Source organism: Nocardiopsis sp. CNR-923 (genome assembly GCF_001942255.1).
In the GTDB taxonomy this organism is placed as follows: domain Bacteria; phylum Actinomycetota; class Actinomycetes; order Streptosporangiales; family Streptosporangiaceae; genus Nocardiopsis.
This window is the reverse complement of the sequence record NZ_MKKC01000098.1, coordinates 186640-204647: the sequence shown is the minus strand read 5'-3', so window position 1 is coordinate 204647 and position 18008 is coordinate 186640. Positions and strand designations below refer to the sequence as shown.

10 protein-coding genes and 1 pseudogene are annotated in these 18008 nt (G+C 72.0%); 8 read left to right on the top strand and 3 right to left on the bottom strand.

Translation table 11 applies throughout. The features are described 5' to 3' along the window. Window positions 1–335: 335 nt before the first annotated feature. Window positions 336–1106, bottom strand: a complete 771-nt coding sequence (gene map, locus BJF83_RS17695) for a type I methionyl aminopeptidase (RefSeq protein ID WP_075927153.1) — start codon at window positions 1104–1106, stop codon at window positions 336–338. 222 nt (window positions 1107–1328) lie between these two features. Here map and BJF83_RS17690 point away from each other — a divergent pair, with 222 nt between their 5' ends. From BJF83_RS17690 to gatA, 5 genes are all read left to right on the top strand, one after another. Next, on the top strand, window positions 1329–2444 hold the full coding sequence (locus tag BJF83_RS17690; RefSeq protein WP_075927168.1) for a methionine synthase: 1116 nt from the start codon (window positions 1329–1331) through the stop codon (window positions 2442–2444). 58 nt (window positions 2445–2502) lie between these two features. Further along, a complete protein-coding gene (gene ligA / locus BJF83_RS17685; protein WP_075927152.1) occupies window positions 2503–4743 on the top strand; it encodes an NAD-dependent DNA ligase LigA in 2241 nt (746 codons plus the stop codon). Window positions 4744–5083: 340 nt separating this feature from the next. Continuing rightward, complete coding sequence (locus BJF83_RS17680; RefSeq protein WP_075927151.1) at window positions 5084–7195, top strand: bifunctional diguanylate cyclase/phosphodiesterase; 2112 nt, start codon at window positions 5084–5086, stop codon at window positions 7193–7195. A 40-nt stretch (window positions 7196–7235) separates the two neighbouring features. Further along, window positions 7236–7535 carry an Asp-tRNA(Asn)/Glu-tRNA(Gln) amidotransferase subunit GatC gene (gene gatC / locus BJF83_RS17675; RefSeq protein ID WP_075927167.1) on the top strand — a complete coding sequence of 100 codons (300 nt, stop codon included), beginning with the start codon at window positions 7236–7238 and terminating at the stop codon, window positions 7533–7535. Continuing rightward, complete coding sequence (gatA, locus tag BJF83_RS17670) at window positions 7535–9028, top strand: Asp-tRNA(Asn)/Glu-tRNA(Gln) amidotransferase subunit GatA (protein ID WP_075927150.1); 1494 nt, start codon at window positions 7535–7537, stop codon at window positions 9026–9028. Before gatC ends, gatA begins: the two co-directional genes overlap by 1 nt. Before the next feature lie 218 nt (window positions 9029–9246). Here gatA and BJF83_RS17665 read toward each other — a convergent pair whose 3' ends face one another. Both BJF83_RS17665 and BJF83_RS17660 read right to left on the bottom strand, forming a co-directional pair. Beyond that, the gene (locus tag BJF83_RS17665; protein ID WP_075927149.1) at window positions 9247–10461 is read right to left on the bottom strand and encodes a thioester domain-containing protein; all 1215 of its coding nucleotides are present in this window, start codon (window positions 10459–10461) and stop codon (window positions 9247–9249) included. 322 nt (window positions 10462–10783) lie between these two features. Next, window positions 10784–12013 carry a thioester domain-containing protein gene (locus BJF83_RS17660; protein ID WP_262391643.1) on the bottom strand — a complete coding sequence of 410 codons (1230 nt, stop codon included), beginning with the start codon at window positions 12011–12013 and terminating at the stop codon, window positions 10784–10786. 289 nt (window positions 12014–12302) lie between these two features. On the opposite strand from BJF83_RS17660, the pseudogene gatB reads away from it, so the two are divergent. The 3 genes and pseudogenes from gatB to BJF83_RS17645 all read left to right on the top strand — a co-directional run bounded on the left by gatB (window position 12303) and on the right by BJF83_RS17645 (window position 17765). Beyond that, a pseudogene (gene gatB, locus BJF83_RS17655) lies at window positions 12303–13798 on the top strand (Asp-tRNA(Asn)/Glu-tRNA(Gln) amidotransferase subunit GatB). A gap of 306 nt (window positions 13799–14104) precedes the next feature. After that, a complete protein-coding gene (locus BJF83_RS17650; RefSeq protein ID WP_075927148.1) occupies window positions 14105–16810 on the top strand; it encodes a bifunctional diguanylate cyclase/phosphodiesterase in 2706 nt (901 codons plus the stop codon). 85 nt (window positions 16811–16895) lie between these two features. Then, on the top strand, window positions 16896–17765 hold the full coding sequence (locus BJF83_RS17645; protein WP_187347174.1) for a hypothetical protein: 870 nt from the start codon (window positions 16896–16898) through the stop codon (window positions 17763–17765). Window positions 17766–18008 lie beyond the last annotated feature (243 nt).

The window sequence follows — 18008 nt, the reverse complement described above, 5'->3', positions numbered from 1 at the left end:
GCGTCGTTGCGCACGCCGACCGGAACGCTTCCCGCAACATCGCCCACCGTGGCGGGGTTGTGTGGAACGCGGGGCGCAAGTCACACGTCCCACCCGGATCCTAGGATCGGGGTAAGACGCGGTGGACGTTCCTGGCTGCCAGTCAGGTGTTCGACCGCAAGCTCAGTCCTTCAGGGCCGAGAAGCTGACACCAGAGCCATCCCCGTCCCTGTGGACGGGCTCCGCCTGGGCCGCCCGCCGCTGTCGCCGTCGTCGTCGGCACCGCACTCCCGCCGACGAGGGGAGGTGCGGCGCCTGGGGACGAGGGTCGCGGAGGCTTCGCACCCGAGCCGCGCCTACCCCGGCACGGTGAGGATCTCGGCCCCGTCGTCGGTGATGGCGATCGTGTGCTCACTGTGCGCCGCCCGGCAGCCCGTCGCACTGCGCAGCGTCCACCCGTCGGCGTCGATGACGAGTTCGGCGGTGTCCGCCATGACCCACGGCTCCAGCGCCAGCAGCAGCCCGGGGCGCAGCCTGTGGCCGCGGCCGGGCCGTCCGGTGTTCGGAACGTGCGGGTCCTGGTGCATCGTCGATCCGATGCCGTGGCCTCCGTACTCGGTGTTGATCGGATACCCCGCCCCGCTGAGGACCGTGCCGATGGCGTGGGAGACGTCGCCGACACGGGCCCCGGGCCGGGCGGCGGCGATCCCCGCGGTCAGCGCGCGTTCGGTCGCGTCGATCATCGCGACGCTCTGCGGGGGTCGCGTGTCGCCCACGACGAAGCTGACGGCGGCGTCCGCGGCGACTCCTCCCAGGGCGAGGGCGAGGTCGAGCGTGAGCAGATCGCCGTCGGCGAGCGCGCGGTCGTGGGGGCGTCCGTGGAGCACGGCGTCGTTCACGGCCGTGCAGACGTGGTGGCCGAACGGGCCGCGTCCGAAGGGCGGCGCGTATTCGACGTAACAGGACAGCGCCCCCGCCTCGGCGATCATGGCCGCGGCCCACCGGTCGATGTCCAGGAGGTTCGTGCCGACCGCGCTGCGGCTCCTGAGCGTGCTCAGGATGTCGGCGACCAACGCGCCCGCGTCCTTCGCGCGGGCCAGTCCGGCGGGGGTCAGTATCTCGATCACGCGGCGCCCTTCTCCAGATCCGAATAACTATACCGTCCATGCTATACCGGTCCCTGGGTGGGTCGCGTCGACGGGCCGCCCACTCCCACGGGCCCGGACACGGACCGCGCCGCCCCCGGGCGGTGACCCCGTCCGCGTACGGGGCTTGGCCCGGCCGCGCCGCGGACACGACCTCCGCCGGTCGCGCGTCATCCGCACCCCGTTGCCCTAACCTTGGGCAACGTGACCGAACAGCACCACTACCCCTGGCCCGACGCCTCCGCGACCGGTGTCGGGTCCTGGCCGGGGGAGGACCCCGACGAGGCCGTCCGCACCGTCCTCGGCGAACTCCCCGACCTGCCGCACCTTCCCGAACTCCCCGCGCGCGCGTCGCGCGACATGATCGGCCGCACCGGCGGTCTCCTCGTCGACTTCCCCGTCGAGGTCCAGCCCAGCGGTTGGCGGGTCGTCGACAGCCCCGGCCGCGACGTCGCACGCGCCACCAGCCTCATGTCCTACGACCTGGACGCCCTCGCCGAGCACGCGCACGGCTTCCAGGGCGCCCTGAAGATCCAGGTCGCCGGGCCGTGGACGCTCGCCGCGTCGATCGAACTCCGTTCCGGTCAGCGCCTCGTCTCCGACCGGGGCGCCCGCCGGGACCTGGCCGAGTCCCACCTGGAGGGCGTCCTCGCCCACGTCGCCGACGTCCGCCGCCGCGTGCCCGGCGCCCGCCTCCTCGTCCAGGTCGACGAACCCTCCCTGCCCGCCGTCCTCCTCGGCTCCCTCCCCACGGCCAGCGGGTACGGGCGCCTGCCCGCCGTCGACCGCGTCCACGTCGAGGGGGCTCTGCGCGTGCTCTTCGAGGCCCTCGACGACGCCGGGGCGGTCCCCGTCGCCCACTGCTGCTCCGCAGGGGCCCCCATCGACCTCATGCGCCGCAGCGGAGCCCGTGCCCTCAGCCTCGACGCGCTGCTGCTCGACCGGGACCACGACGAGATGGTCGGCACCGCCGTCGAGGCCGGCGTCGGGCTGATCCTCGGCGTCGTCCCCTCCCTCGACGGCACGCGCGCCGATGCCCGCCCGTCGCCCGCCACCGCCCGGGGACCGCTCCGCGGCGGGACGGGACACCCTCGACGGACGCCTTCGGCGCGGTTCCCTCGAATGTCCGATCCGGCGGCTACGGTCGATCCCGTACGCGAGCTGTGGAACCGGCTGGGATTCACCCCTGACCTGCTCTCCCGCGCGGTGGTCACCTCGCCCACGTGCGGGCTCGCGGGCGCCTCGCCCGAGCACGCGCGCGCCGCCCTCGACACGGCGCGCTCCGGAGCCCGGGTCCTGCGGGACGAACCCCGCGGGTAGGCGCACCCCGGGTCCGCGACCGCGGCGGGCGAGAACGAGAGCAGAAGAAAGGCAGGCAGTGAGCGCGCACGACGACTCCATCCACGTTCCCGACGAGGTCCGCGACCGACACGAGCAGCTGTGTCAGGAACTGGACGACTACAGTTACCGGTACTACCTCGGCAAGCCCGTCGTCTCCGACGCCGAGTACGACCAGTTCATGGGCGAGCTGCTCGACATCGAGCGGCGCCACCCCATCCTCGTCACCCAGGACTCGCCGTCGCAGAAGGTCGGCGCCCCCATCAGCGTCGACTTCGCGGAGGTCGAGCACCTGGTGCGGATGGAGAGCCTGGGCAACGCCTTCGACTACGACGAGCTGGGCGCCTGGGCCGACCGCGCCAGCTCCGAGGTCCCGGTGGACGCCTACCTGTGCGAACTCAAGATCGACGGCCTCGCGGTCGACCTCGTCTACGAGCGCGGCCGTCTCGTGCGCGCGGCCACCCGCGGCGACGGACGCGTCGGTGAGGACATCACCCCCAACATCCGCACCATCGACGTGGTCCCCGAACGCCTCGACGAGTCGGTCCGGCCCGCTCCCCGGCTCCTGGAGGTGCGCGGCGAGGTCTTCCTGCCCGTCGAGGACTTCGAGCGGCTCAACCGACGCATGGCCGACGCGGGCGAGCACGTCTTCGCCAACCCGCGCAACGCCGCCGCCGGGTCGCTGCGGCAGAAGGACCCGCGCGTCACGGCCACGCGTCCGCTGTCGATGATCGTGCACGGTGTGGGCGCCTACGAGCCGGCCGGCGGCGAGGTCTCGTCGGGCGGAGTCGCCCTGACCAGCCAGTCCCAGGCCTACACGCTCCTCGGCGAGTGGGGGTTGCCGCTCAGCGACCGCTACGAGGTCGTCGACTCCATGGACGCGGTCCGCCGGTACGTCGCCCGCTACGAGCGCGACCGCCACGTGCCCGCCTACGAGATCGACGGCATCGTCATCAAGGTCGACGACTTCGGCCTGCAACGTCGCCTGGGGTCCACCAGCCGCGCCCCCCGCTGGGCGATCGCGTACAAGTACCCGCCCGAGGAGGTGACCACCAAGCTCGTCGACATCAAGGTCGGTGTGGGACGGACCGGCCGGGTCACCCCGTACGGCGTGATGGAGCCGGTGGTTGTGGCCGGGTCCGAGGTCGAGTTCGCCACTTTGCACAACGCCCAGGAGGTCGCCCGCAAGGGAGTGCTGATCGGCGACACCGTGGTCCTGCGCAAGGCGGGCGACGTCATCCCCGAGATCGTGGGCCCGGTCGTGGACCTGCGCACCGGCGACGAGCGCGCGTTCGTCATGCCCGAGCGCTGCCCCGAGTGCGGCGCCGAGCTCGGCCAGCAGAAGGAGGGCGACGTCGACCTGCGCTGCCCCAACGCCCGCTCCTGCCCGGGCCAGCTGCGCGAACGCGTCGCCTTCATCGCCGGACGCAAGGCCCTGGACATCGAGGCGCTCGGCTACGTGGCCGCCACCGCCCTCACCCAGCCGCTCGAACCCTCCGAGCCGCCGCTGCGCGACGAGGGTGACCTGTTCGACCTCACCGTCGACCAGTTGCTGCCCATCCGCACGTACGTCCTGGACCCCGACACCACCGAGCCCAAGACCGACCCCAAGACCGGCGATCCCAAGGTGGTGTCCTTCTTCGCCAACAAGGAGGGCGAGCCCAAGAAGACCGTCGAGAAACTCTTCGAGCAGCTGGAGGAGGCCAAGCGGAAGCCGCTGTGGCGGGTTTTGGTGGCCCTGTCCATCCGGCACGTGGGCCCGCGCGCGGCCGAGGACCTCGCCCGCCACTTCCGGTCCATGGACGCCATCCGCGAGGCCGACGAGGAGGAACTGGCCTCCGTCGACGGCATCGGTCCGACCATCGCGACGTCCATCCGGGAGTGGTTCGAGGTCGACTGGCACGCCGAGATCGTCCGCAAGTGGCGCGATGCCGGGGTCCGGATGGAGGACGAGGCGCCCGAGTACGGGTCGGACCTGCTCAAGGACCTGTCCATCGTGGTGACGGGTGGCCTGGAGGGCTTCACCCGCGACAGCGCCAAGGAGGCGATCGCCGGGCGGGGCGGGCGCGCGACGTCGTCGGTGTCGAAGAAGACCAGTTTCGTGGTGGCGGGGGAGAGCCCCGGCTCCAAGTACGACAAGGCGGTCAAGCTGGGGGTGCCGATCCTCGACGAGCGGGGCTTTCGCGTCCTCCTGGAGTCGGGGCCGGAAGCGGCCGTGCGGGAGCGGACGAACCCTCCCGGGGACACCGACGGTGACGGCGAGGCGGCCTCCGGGACCTAGGGTGCGGTCCCGGGGGGCTCGGACGGTGTGCGTGCCGGCCCGTGGGCGAGCCGGATCACCGCGTCGGAGGCCCGGGGCGGACACGGCGGGCCCGGTCGAGGGGATCCCGGCCGGTCCCGCCCCGTCCACCGCCGTTACGCACCGTGTTTCACGGATAGTCTCGGGTACGCGACAGTTGGTGATGAAACCGCGTAAGCTGGACATCACGCGCATGGATGTGGACACATCCAAATCCCGGATTCGGCCATGAGGGGTGGCCGTTTCGTGGGAGCCTCGACTCAGAGGAGCAGCGGCGTCACAGGCGTCGCCCGTCTCCGCGTCCCCCTCACGAGGACCACGGATGAAGGACCCCATCAGCACCAGGGACATCGGTCCCCGGGCCGGGACACCACTCTGGCTGTACATGGCGAGCACCATGCTCGCCGGTCTGGGCCTGCTCGTCTTCGCCAGCCTCGAACTCGGCCTCGCCCAGCTCCAGTCACTGGTCTCCGAACCCCTGCTGTGGGTCCTGCTGTGCATGATCGTCCTCGGCGAGCTCAGACCGATCTCCATGCCCGGCCAGCCGCCCAACAGCGGCACCCCCACCTCCCTGCCGTTCTCCTTCGCCGTCGTCCTCTTCTTCGGGCTCCCGGTCGCCGCCCTCCTCCAGGCCGTGGCCACCGGCGTCGGCGGGTTCGTCAGCGGCCACGCCGGCCACCGGATCGCGTTCAACGCCGCCCAGTACACGCTCTCCCTCGGCGTGGCCGACGCGGTCCTGCGCCTGGCCCTGCCATTCGTCATGGGCGTCCCCTGGATGCCCGAGGGCGGTGAGCTCGTCGCCGTCGCCCTCGCCGGAGCCGCCTACTTCGCGGTCAACCGCGTCCTGGTCATGTGCGCGGTCGCCATGCACGAACGAGCGCCGCTGGCGCAGGTCATGGTCAAGGGGCTCGGCCAGCAGGTCTACGTCAACGGAGTCCTGCTCAGCCTCGCACCGCTGGTCGTCACCGCCATGACCCACTCCGTGCTGTACGTGCCGCTGTTCGCCGTGCCCCTGGGCGCCTTCTACACCAGCGTGCTGCTCTCGGTCAAGCGCGACCACCAGGCCAACCACGACGAACTCACCGGCCTGGCCAACCGCGCCTGTCTGACCGTGCGCGCCCGCCAGGACATCGGCCACGCCCAGCAGCGCGGCAGCCGGGTCGGCCTGCTCCTGCTCGACCTCGACCGGTTCAAGGAGGTCAATGACACCCTCGGCCACCCCACCGGGGACCGCCTCCTGCAGACGGTCGCCCAACGGCTCACCCACAGCGTGCGTCCAGGCGACCTCGTCGCCCGGCTCGGCGGGGACGAGTTCGCCGTCCTGCTGCCCAAGGTCCGCGACACCGCCTCCGCCCGCGAGGTCGCCGCCCGCCTCCGCGACGCCCTCGCCGAACCCGTACGCCTCGACGGCTTGGACTTCGACCTGGAGGCCAGCATCGGCATCGCGCTCTTCCCCTGCGACGCCCCCGACTTCGAACTGCTCATGCAGCGCGCCGATGTCGCCATGTACGTCGCCAAGAGCGCCCGGACCGGAGTCGAGTCCTACGACCCGGGCAAGGACCGCAACTCCACCGCCCGCCTCAGCCTCTTCAGCGAGCTTCGGCGCGGCCTCACCGAGGGCGCCCTGGAGATGTACTACCAACCCAAGGTCTGTCTCAGCGACGGCCACCCCGTCGGCCTGGAGGCCCTCGCCCGCTGGCGGCACCCGACCCGGGGACTGCTCACCCCCGACGAGTTCATACCGGTCGTGCAGCAGTCCAACCTGTTCCGCGCGTTCACCGGCCAGGTCCTGGACACCACCCTCGCCCGCGTCGCGGAATGGCGCCAGGGCGGGATCGACCTGCCCGTCTCCGTCAACCTCAGCATGCGCGAACTCCTCGACCCGGCCCTGCCCGGCACGGTGAACGCCGCGCTGCGCGAGCACGGGGTCCCGCCCGAGCAGCTCGTCCTGGAGATCGGCGAACAGGCGCTCATCACCGACACCCAGGCCGCCACGGCCGCCGTCCGGGCGCTGCGCGGCCTCGGCGTCGGCCTGGCCCTCGACGACTTCGGCACCGGACACTTCACCCTCGCCCAACTCGCCGGGCTCCCCCTGGACGAGGTCAAGATCCACGAGTCGTTCACCGCGCGGCTGACCGACGACTCCGACAACGGCCACACCGTCGTCCGCGCGGCCATCGCCCTGGTCAGGGCCCTGGGGATGAGCGCCACCGCCGAGGGCGTCCAGACCCGTGAACTCGCCCGCGCGGCCGAGGACACCGGCTGCCACGCCGCCCAGGGCCACTACTTCTCGCCCGCGCTCGCCGCTCGCGACGTCCCCGGGTGGCTCGGTGGAAGAGGCCGGGGCGCACTCGCCGGAGCCTTCGCCCGCCACTCCTTCGCGCGGCGCCGGTTCGTCCCCCGGTCGGCGTCGGGACCGGTCGCGGAGCCATAGGATTGGGCCGGTACGACAGTCCGCCGAAGAAATGGTTCTGATGACCGCCATCACCCGCGATGAGGTCGCGCACCTCGCCCGGTTGGCGCGGTTGGCGCTCGACGAGGGCGAGCTCGACACGCTCGCCGTCCAGCTCGGTGACATCCTCACCGCCGTGACCAAGGTGCAGGAGGTCGCCCAGGGCGACATCCCGCCCAGCTCGCACGCGCTGCCGCTGACCAACGTCTACCGTCCCGACGAGGCCCGACCCTGCCTCACGCCCGAGCAGGCCCTGTCCGGGGCCCCCGCGGTGGAGGACCAGCGCTTCCGGGTTCCGCGGATCCTCGGGGAGGAGGAGTGATGAGCGAGGTCGTCAGCCTGACCGCAGCCGAACTCGGCGCGGCCATCGGGACCGGTGAGGTCTCCTCCGAGGAGGCCACCGCCGCCTACCTCGACCGGATCGGCGCCGTCGACGGGCAGATCGGCGCCTTCCTGCACGTCGGCCGTGAGTCGGCGCTCGCCCAGGCCCGCGCGGTGGACGCCCGCCGCGCCGCCGGCGAGGAGCTGGGGCCGCTCGCCGGTGTCCCGGTCGCGCACAAGGACGTGTTCGCCACCAAGGACATGCCCACCACAGCCGCCTCGAAGATCCTCCAGGACTGGCGCCCCCCCTACGACGCCACCGTCACCGCGCGCCTGCGCGAGGCCGGTCTCGTCATCCTGGGCAAGACCAACATGGACGAGTTCGCCATGGGTTCGTCCACGGAGAACTCCGCCTACCACGTCACCCGCAACCCGTGGGACACCGACCGCATCCCCGGCGGCTCCTCCGGCGGCTCCTCCGCGGCCGTGGCCGCCTTCGAGGCGCCCCTGGCCACCGGCACCGACACCGGCGGCTCCATCCGCCAGCCCGCCGCCGTGTGCGGCCTGGTCGGCGGCAAGCCCACCTACGGCGGCTCCTCCAGGTTCGGGCTGATCGCCTTCGCCTCCTCCCTGGACACCCCCGGTCCGCTCGCGCGCAACGTGCTCGACGCCGCACTGCTCCACGAGGCGTTCTCCGGCCACGACCCGCACGACTCCACCTCCGTCGACGCGCCGGTGCCTCCGGTCGCGGACGCCGCCCGCGTGGGCGACGTCGACGGCCTGCGGGTCGGCGTGGTCAAGGAGCTGGACGGCGACGGTTTCCAGGCGGGGGTGCGCCAGCGCTTCCGCGAGACCGTCGAGCTCCTGGAGTCGCTGGGCGCCAAGGTCGTGGAGCTGTCCTGCCCGAGTTTCGACGCGGCGCTGTCGGCGTACTACCTCATCGCTCCCAGCGAGTGCTCCTCGAACCTGGCCCGCTTCGACGCCATGCGCTACGGCCTCCGTGTCGGCGACGACGGCACGCGCAGCGCCGAGGAGGTCATGTCGCTGACCCGCGCGCAGGGCTTCGGCGCCGAGGTCAAGCGCCGTATCGTCCTGGGCACCTACGCGCTGTCCAGCGGGTACTACGACGCCTACTACGGCAGTGCCCAGCAGGTGCGCACGCTCATCAAGCGCGACTTCGACGCCGCCTTCGAGAACGTGGACGTGCTGGTCTCCCCGACCACGCCGACCACCGCGTTCCCGATCGGCGAGCGCCTGGACGACCCGATGGCGATGTACCTGGCCGACCTGTGCACGATCCCGTCCAACCTGGCCGGGAACGCGTCGCTGTCGGTGCCGTGCGGCCTCGCGCCCGAGGACGGTCTGCCCGTCGGCTTCCAGATCATGGCTCCGGCCCTGGCGGACGACCGCACCTACCGGGTGGCGGCGGCCGTCGAACGCGCCCTGTCCGAGCGCGATGGCGACCTGCTCGCCCGCAACCCCTACGCGGTCTAGCCGGGGCCCGTCCCGGATCGATCGCCCGTGCCCGCCGTGTCCGACACGGCGGGCACACGTGTGTCCGGCGGCCGGGTCGGCGTGCCGCGGGGTGCGGCGCCGGGAACGGGCGAGGGGCCCGCCCCTGTGATCACTCACACGGACGGGCCCCTCGTGCACGACCGCTCACTCGCGGCCGAACCGGGGCCGCACCGAAGCGGCGGCCCCGGGAGGTACCGTCAGCCCTCGACGGAGTCGTTGGCGGCGGACTTGCGCTTGCGGCTCAGGTAGATCGCGCCCGCGCCGGCGCCCAGGGCCGCGATACCGGCGGCCACCAGACCGGCCAGAGCGCCACCGGTGACCGGCAGGGACGGCTGGTCACGGTCGTCCGTGGGCGGCGTGGTCGGGGTGGGGGTGTCGGACGGGGTCGGGGTCGGCTCCGGGGACGGCTCCGGGCTCGGGCTCGGGGTCGGCTCCGGGCTCGGGGAGGGCTCCGGCTCCTCCTCGACGGCGGTCCAGGTGGCGGAGGCGGAGGCGGAGACCTCGACCTCGCCCTCCTGGGCGGTGATGAGCGTCTGGGTCGGCGTGTTCTCGTCCTCGCCCTTGAACAGGCGGCCGGTCTGCACCGTGGCGGTCGCGGACAGGCTGAAGGAGGCGGAGCCGTCCTCGGCGTCCCCGGGGACGGAGAAGCCGACGGTGTCGCCGTTGCCGACCGCGTCCACGGCCTCGCCGGACTCCAGGTCGATCAGCTCGACGCCCTCGGGGACGCCGTCGCCGAGCTCGACCGGGATGTCGCCCTCGACACTGGTCTCGACGAGGAACTCGCCGACGGTCGCGCCCGCTCGCCGGAGCTCGCCCGGCGTGATGCTGAGCGTGGCGTTGGGCTCGGCGGTCTGCGGGAGCTCCTCGGCGTTCTCGGTGAGGTACTCGTAGATCGTCTCGGTGTTCGCGTGCGCCTGGGTCAGCTCGGCGCCGTTGCTGAAGTGCCAGATGGCGGCCTGGGTGGCCGAGAGCGCCTGTTCGTCGGTGGTCTGCTCGGTGGCGCCGGCGGCCTCGGCCAGGGCGGCGGTGTCGATCGCCGGGTAGCCGTTCTGGAGGACCCAGTGCACCTTGGCGGGCTGGGCGAAGTCGCCCTGACCCGGGTAGTTGCTCCAGGCGTCCTCGCGGTACCACGCGTCGTTGCGGATCGCGGTCTCGAAGTCGATGCAGTAGGTGGTGAGCGTGTCGCCGTTCTCCAACTCCAGTTTGAACAGGCTCACCCTGGTGCGCTGGCCGTTCACCTCGATCCGCTCGCCGGACTCGGCGGTGCCGGCGTACTGGCCGCGGACGGAGCCCTCGTAGGGTTCCGCCGGGTCGGCGGCCGCCGGCGCGGCCAGCCCGAAGGCGAGCAGGCCCGCCACGGTGGCCGCGAAGCCGACACGGGCGGTGGAACGGGGGAGGTTCGATTGGATCAACTTGTGTCCCGGTTGTTCTAGGGGTTACCGGTAGGCCCGGACAGGTGGACGAGGGGGGATGGAACGGGCACGGCCTCCACGGGCGGCGGCTCGACGAGTCCTTGGGGTCGTCGCGGCCGTCTGGGCGCTCATCGGACAGTCCGAACGCGTGAGGGACGGCGTCCGTGGGGCGGACGCGTCGTCGGTGGGGCGCCAACGCGGGAGCGGGCCGCGTTCGTCGTGGAATGTCTGCCGCGGGCCCGATACTAGCGAGCGCGTCCGCCGTATCCAACCCACTCCGGGGAATTTGTCCTTGAATCGGACATGTACAAAACGCGGTGCCTTATGTCCTGATCCGGACTCCACGCCAGAGCGAAACCATATCGGTCAGTTCCGGCGTTTGCCACCCAGCACCAGGATGAGCAGGCCGGAGACGACCAGGGCACCCGCGATGACCAGCAGACCCGACAGCCAGGTCCCGGTGCCCGCGAGCCGTCGTCCTCGACCCGGTCCTCGGACTCGGGGGCGGGTTCGTCCGTCGGTGTGGCGGCGGGCACCTCGACCGGGGCCTCGGCGCCGGACCCGGGGGTGGGGGTGGGAACGGCGGTCGCGGGCGGTCGCGGCGCGGGGCTGGAGGCGCCTCCGGCTCCTCGGCGTGCCAGGTCAGGGTCGCTGCGGTGGAACTCGTGGTCGTGCCCGGCTCCGCCGTGACCAGCGGCCGGGTCCGCACGCCGTCCCGCCCGGTGAACAGGCGTCCCTCGGGCAGCGGCACGTCGCTGCCGCGCGCGTGCAGGGTCACCACCCCGGCCGGGACCGACGGGTCCACGTCGAGGTAGACCGCCGCGCCGTCGCGCACCCGGCGCACCTGCTCTCCGTCCGCGTCGACCAGCCAGGCCGCGGGCGCGCCCCGAACCGAGAGCTGGACCGGCTCCGTGCCCGCGCTGGTGACGGTGATCGGCCCCAGGGGCCGATCGGGCGCCACGGCCTCGATCTGGGACGGGGCGACCTTCAGGGACGGCGTCGTCGTCTCGTCGGGGGCGCTCTCGCTGCCCGCCACGAGGTACTCGTACAGCGCGGCCACCGCGACGTCGTTGGCGGCCGGGTCCAGTTCGGCCCCGTCCAGGACGTGCCACAGCGCCGCCTGGGTGCCCGCGATCGCCTGGCGCTCGTCGAGGAACGCCGTCGCCGAAGCCAGGGCCAACTCCGTGAGGTTGACGTGGGGGTAGGAGTTGGCGACCACCCACGCGGCCCGGTCCGCGGGGCCGGGCACCGTGTCGGTTTCGGGCCACTGCGTGCCGTCGTCCCACGCTGACTCGACGTAGGCGGTGCGCGGGCGCACCTCGCCCTCGGCGGTGGCCGTGTAGGCGCCCACGGAGTCGCTGCCGCCCAGCCGGAGACTGAACAGGGCGGTGGGGAGCTCACCGCCGTCGGTGAGGACCACCGCCGTGCCCTCGACCGGGTCGCGGTCCACCCGGGAGAAGTCGTCGGCCAGGACTGGGGAAGCGCCGGCCAGCCCGCCGGCCAGGGCGGCCGACGTCAACAAGGCGGCGCACCGACGCAGGATGCTCCACACGCTCACATGCTCCCCGCGAAAGGACGGCGGCCCGATGGGCAGCCGACGAAACCACGATGCTGGGACGTCCAGACTAACGGTCCGACACCGTCGGTGACGGTGACCGGGCACGACGGCGGTGCAATCGTGTGCTCCCCGTGACCTCGGGCGGGGCCGAAGGGGGACGGGCGGGCCCACCCCCGTACGCTCGGTAGGCTGGCCTGGAAGGTATGTCCTCTACGGAAACGGGTTCCCGGCGATGGCCCACGCGGTAACTCCCAGCACTGCCCCGAACAGCGGCCCCACCCCTGTGGCCTACGAGCAGGCGCTGGCCAGGTACGAGCCCGTGCTCGGCTTGGAGACCCACATCGAGCTGGGCACCGCCTCCAAGATGTTCTGCTCCTGCCCCACGGCGTTCGGCGCGCGGCCCAACACCCAGGTGTGCCCGGTCTGCCTCGCACTGCCCGGATCGCTCCCGGTCGTCAACCGGAAGGCCGTCGAGAGCGCCATCCGGCTCGGCCTCGCCCTCGACTGCTCGATCGCGCCCTGGGGGCGGTTCGCCCGGAAGAACTACTTCTACCCGGACATGCCGAAGAACTACCAGATCAGCCAGTACGACGAGCCGATCTGCGTCGACGGCCACCTCGACGTCACCGTCGACACGCCCGAGGGCCCGCGCGTCTTCCGGGTGGACATCGAGCGCGTCCACATGGAGGAGGACACCGGCAAGACCTCCCACGTGGGCGGCGCCACCGGGCGCATCCACGGAGCCGACTACTCGATCGTCGACTACAACCGCGCGGGCATCCCGCTGTTGGAGATCGTCACCAAGCCCATCACCGGCACCGGCGAGCTCGCCCCCCTGGTCGCCCGCGCCTACGCCGCCGAGCTGCGAGACCTGGCCCGCTCGCTGGGCATCTCCGACGTACGCATGGAGGAGGGCTCCATGCGCGTGGACGTGAACGTGTCCGTCAACGAGCACGGCGCCGACGAGTGGGGCACCCGCAGCGAGACCAAGAACGTCAACTCGCTGCGCTCGGTCGAGCGCGCGGTCCGCTCCGAGATCGAGCGCCAGGCCGGTGTGCTGGACGCCGGACACAGGGTCGTCCAGGAGACCCGCCACTTCCAGGAGAACACCGGCCGCAGCATCTCCGGCCGCTCCAAGGAGGAGGCCCAGGACTACCGGTACTTCCCTGACCCCGACCTGGTCCCCGTGGCGCCTCGCGGGAGTGGATCGAGGAGCTGCGCGCCACGCTGCCCGAACTGCCCGCGGCCAAGCGCGCCCGCGTGCGGGCCGAGTGGGACCTCACCGACACCGAACTGCGCGACCTCGTCAACGCCGACGCCATCGACCTGGTCGAGGCGACCGTCGCCGCGGGCGCGCCGTCCGCCGAGGCGCGCAAGCTGTGGCTGAACGAGCTGTCCCGCCGCGCCACCGAGCAGGAGGTCGAGCTCCCCTCCCTGCCGATCACCCCCGGCCAGGTGGCCCGGGTCATCGCGCTCGTCGCCGAGGGTACCCTCACCAACAAGTTGGCACGGCAGGTCGTCGAGGGCGTCCTGGCCGGCGAGGGCGGGCCGGACGCGGTCGTCGAGGCGCGCGGCCTCAAAGTGGTCAGCGACGACGGCGCGCTCGGCGCGGCCGTCGAAGAGGCGATCGCGGCCAACCCGGACGTCGCGGACAAGGTGCGCGGAGGCAAGGTCGCCGCGGCAGGCGCCCTCGTCGGCGCGGTCATGAAGGCAACCCGCGGACAGGCCGACGCCGGCCGTGCCCGCGAACTCATCCTGGAGAGGCTCGGCGCGAACTGAGCGCGCGGACGGGTGTGCGGTGGGTCTCCGGCGCACACTCGTCGATCACGGAGCGTGATGGCTCTGACGTCAACTCTCAGTCGGTCCTCAATCGCTGTGTGACCTTGGTTGCGTAGGGTGGCCGAACATGGGGGTGCGCGCGCCCTCCCGGACCGCCGGTCGCTCCCGGTCCCAGGGCCCGGACGAGCGGGTTCCGTGCCGCGCCCGGAGTCGAACGACGCGAGGTTGGTGGCCCATGTCCGAGGAGAGAGCGCGACGGGGGCCGGGAGCCGTGAGCACCGGGCCCCGTGCCTTGGGAGGTCGGTGATGGGCAGCAGTGCACGCCACCTGTGGCTGTCGGGCGTGGGCGCGGTCTTCCTGGTGCATGTCGCGCTGACGCTCGTGCCCACGGCCGGCGGGACGGTGGCAGGAGACCTCGCCGAGTGGCCCACCGCCGTGGCGGCCGGGGTCGCGGGGGCGTCCCTGTTGTACGCGTCGCACCGCTGGGCCGTCACCGGAGCGGACCAGGACGCCCAGGCGGACGGAGCCGACGGTCCGGCGGCGCTGCGCAACCTGGCGTTCGCCGCCTTCGCCTGGTGCGCGGGCGGTCTCACGCACGGGATCACCGGTCTGCTCAGCTCCGGATCCGTGTTCTCTCTCACGTTGGGTGACCTCTTCTCCCTCGCCGCTTTGCCACTCTTCGTAGTCGGATTCACCAGGTTCGCGCCGTGGCCGGGCGGGCTCCGGACCGCTCTGCGGCACATCACCGACAGCTACGTCTGCGCCGCCGCCGTGTTCTCCGTGGTGTGGCTGCTGATCTTCGCGCCGCTCTACAGCGAACTGGGCGAGGGCGCCGGGTTCCTCGGGTTCGCGCTGGTCTACCCGGTCGCCGACATCGTCGTGCTGTGCCTGCTGGTGCCCTTGGTGTTCATGTCGCCGCACAGCACGCGGCGGGCCGTGCTGTGGGCGATCGGATCGCTGATCCTCATCGCCGGGGCGGACCTGATCGGCGCGATCACACGGCTCACGGGACCGCCCGTGGCCGGGGGCGTCGAGTACCCGGTCAAGCTCCTCGGCTTCGCGCTGCTGGGCGCGCTCCCGTGGCTCGTGGAGCACCGCCAGGCCGCGACCCCGCGCCGGATCACCGGGCGGGGCCTGTACCGGTTCGCCCCCGAACTCGCGGCCATCGGCGCCGTGCTGGTGGCCACCGTGGTCCTGACGGTCGCCTCGCTCGCCCTGCCGGGGGTCGCCCCGGTGCTTCCGCTGGCCGCGGGGACCGCCGTCGTCGTGCTGCTCGTCCGGGTCCTGGGGATGCTGGAGGAGAACGCGACCCTGTCGCGCATGGTGCGCAACCGCGAGGGGCATTTCCACGAACTGGCGCGCAACAGCGGCGACGTCATCCTCATCCTGGACCGCGACGGGGGCGTCCACTACGTCAGCCCGGGCACGGCGGAGGCGTTCGGCTACCGGCTCGACGACGTGCTCGCCGCGCCCGTCACCGCGCTCGTCCACCCGGAGGACCTGACGCGCACGGAGGCCGTCACCGACCTGTTCGCCGACCGGGGTAGTCAGGGCGTCCACCTGCGCCTGCGCGTGCGCGCGTCGGACGGGACCTGGCGGCACACCGAGTCGACGGTGTCCCTGTACGAGCAGCCGGGCGAGCCCGCGCGCCTGCTCGTGACCACGCGCGACATCAGCGCGCAGGTGGCGCTCCAGGACGAGGTGGAGCACCTGACCTTCCATGACGGCGTCACCGGGCTGCCGAACCGGGCCTACCTGGAGGAGCGGGCGAGCGACGTGCTGGCGCACCGCTCGATCAGCGACGAGCCCACCGGGGACATCGCGGTGATCTTCCTGGACCTGGACGGTTTCACCGCGGTCAACGACTCCGCCGGGCACGTGCGCGGAGACCACCTCCTGGGGCAGGCGGCCCGCAGGCTCCGCGGCGAGTTGGACTCCACGGCCACGCTCGCGCGCTGGGGCGGCGACGAGTTCTCGGTCCTGGTCGAGGGGATGCCGCACGCCCAGCAGGTCGTGGACCTGGCCGAACGGCTGGGGCGGGCGATCGCGTCGCAACCCTTCCCGGTGGCCGACCGGGACATCCTGCTGACGGCGAGCATCGGCGTGGCGTTCGCCGAGCCGACCATCGACAGCGGTGAGCTGCTGCGCAACGCCGACGTGGCGATGACGCGCGCCAAGGAGCGCGGGGCGGGCCACGTGGAGGTGTACGCCGCGCACATGCACGACACGGTGGTCTCGCGCCTTGAGCTCCAGATCCGGTTGCGCGAGGCGCTCGCGCGGGGCGAGTTCTTCCTGGAGTACCAGCCGATCGTCGACCTCGGGACCTCCCAGGTGACGGCGGTCGAGGCGCTCGTGCGGTGGAACCGCGACGGTGAGGCGGTCGGACCGGACGCGTTCCTGGGCGCGGCCGAGGAGTCGGGGATGATCGTGCCCCTGGGCGAGTGGATCCTCCGGGAGGCCTGCGAGAAGGTCGCCGTGTGGCGGGTCTCGGACTGGGACATCGGGCTGTCGGTGAACCTGTCCGCCAAGCAGGTGCTGTCCCCGCGTTTCGTGGAGTCCGTCGAGCGGATCCTCGCCGAGACGGGGCTGCCCGTGGAGGTGCTCACCCTGGAGGTGGACGAGGACGTCCTGCTCGGCGACGGCGGTGAGGCGGTCGAGCGCCTCGGCGAGCTGCGGACGCTGGGCGTGCGCCTGGCCATCGACGACTACGGCATGGGCTACGCCTCCCTGGCGCACCTGCGCGAGCTGAGCGTGGACGCGATCAAGATCGACCCGTCGTTCACCGCCGACCTGGGCCGCGACGACACCGTCACGCTGCTCACCCACACGATCATCCAGCTCGGGCGGGACCTGGGCGTGCAGGTGGTGGCCGAGGGCATCGAACGCGCCGAGCAGCTCGAACAGCTACGGGGGATGGGCTGCGACCACGGCCAGGGCTTCCTGGTGGCCCGGCCGATGCCCGCCAGCGGCGTGGAGGCGCTGGTCGGGGGCGAGGCGGGCGCGAGCCTGTAGCCGTGCGCGCCCGGGCATCGGCGACATACCCGGACGTTGCGTCGTTCACCCGTGCGGATGCCTGTGTACTGGCTACGTTGGCGCCATGCCCTCATTCCAACACGAGTTCCCCCTCGACCTGTTGCGGAACGACCCCGGTTTCGCGGCGGAGCTGCTCCAGGAGGCCACCGGGAGGCCGTTGCCCGAGCACACCCGGGTGCGCTGCGACGCCGCCGAGGCCACGAGCACGGCGTTCCCGTACATCAACTCGGACAACGTCGTGGTCTGTAAACGTCCGCCCCTGCCCGGCGAGGGCGACGATCCAGTGCACGTGCTGGCGATCGTCACCGAGCCGCAGCGCAAGTGGGAGCCTCATAAGCTCTACACCTGGCCCACCTACGTCACCTACACCCGACTGCGTCTGAAGTGCCCGGTCGCCCTGCTGGTGCTGACACCTACCTCGGCCCTGGCCCAGAGGTACGACGAGCCCATCGACATGGGCTGCGGCGAGGTCCGGCCCACGGTACTGGGCCTCGACACGCTCAAGCCCGTCACCGACAAGCGGGTGGCCGCCGACCACCCCGTGTTGACGGCCCTGGCCATCGCTGCCAATCCCACCGAGGACCGAGCCGCGCTGGAGGCCTTGTCGGTGGCCTTGCGAAGCCTCGATGCGTCGACGTCCTCGCTGTACTCTGACTATGTCCTCGCGGCGTTGTCCGCCGCGGCCCTGGGATCTCTGGAGGAGATCGTGAAGCTGCGCGACTACGAGTTCAAGACCGAGTTCATCGGTCGCCCCTTCCGTGAGGGAGAGACCCTGGGCCTCACCGAGGCGATCATCGAGTTCCTGGAGGGCCGGGATCTGGTGGTCAGCGATGAGGTCCGCGACCGGATCAACGCGATGACGGACCGAGAGACGCTGCGTGTCTGGGTCCGCCGGGCCGCGAAGGTGGACCGGGCCGAGGACCTGTTCCGCTGACCGTCGCGGGGCCCGTCCACGGACTGGACGAGTCCCCGTCCGACGGCGACACGCGGAACACCTCCGGCGTGTTCTGTGTTACACAGCGCGGGGCGCTTCGTCGGGTTTGCCCTGTTCAACGGTGCAGCATGTCAGCGTGTGCGGTCGGATGCTGAAATTCGCGTCTCAAAAAGTGAGACAAATCGTCGTTCTTGTTGACGCGCCACCACTCCTTCGGTCACTGTTGTGACCGTGCAGAGCAAC

Bases quoted from the DNA above. Each gene is read 5' to 3' on its own strand.
- gatC (WP_075927167.1), top strand. From the start codon at position 7,236: ATGACCGCCATCACCCGCGATGAGGTCGCGCACCTCGCCCGGTTGGCG.
- BJF83_RS17650 (WP_075927148.1), top strand. From the start codon at position 14,105: ATGGGCAGCAGTGCACGCCACCTGTGGCTGTCGGGCGTGGGCGCGGTC.
- BJF83_RS17645 (WP_187347174.1), top strand. From the start codon at position 16,896: ATGCCCTCATTCCAACACGAGTTCCCCCTCGACCTGTTGCGGAACGAC.
- BJF83_RS17680 (WP_075927151.1), top strand. From the start codon at position 5,084: ATGAAGGACCCCATCAGCACCAGGGACATCGGTCCCCGGGCCGGGACA.
- gatA (WP_075927150.1), top strand. From the start codon at position 7,535: ATGAGCGAGGTCGTCAGCCTGACCGCAGCCGAACTCGGCGCGGCCATC.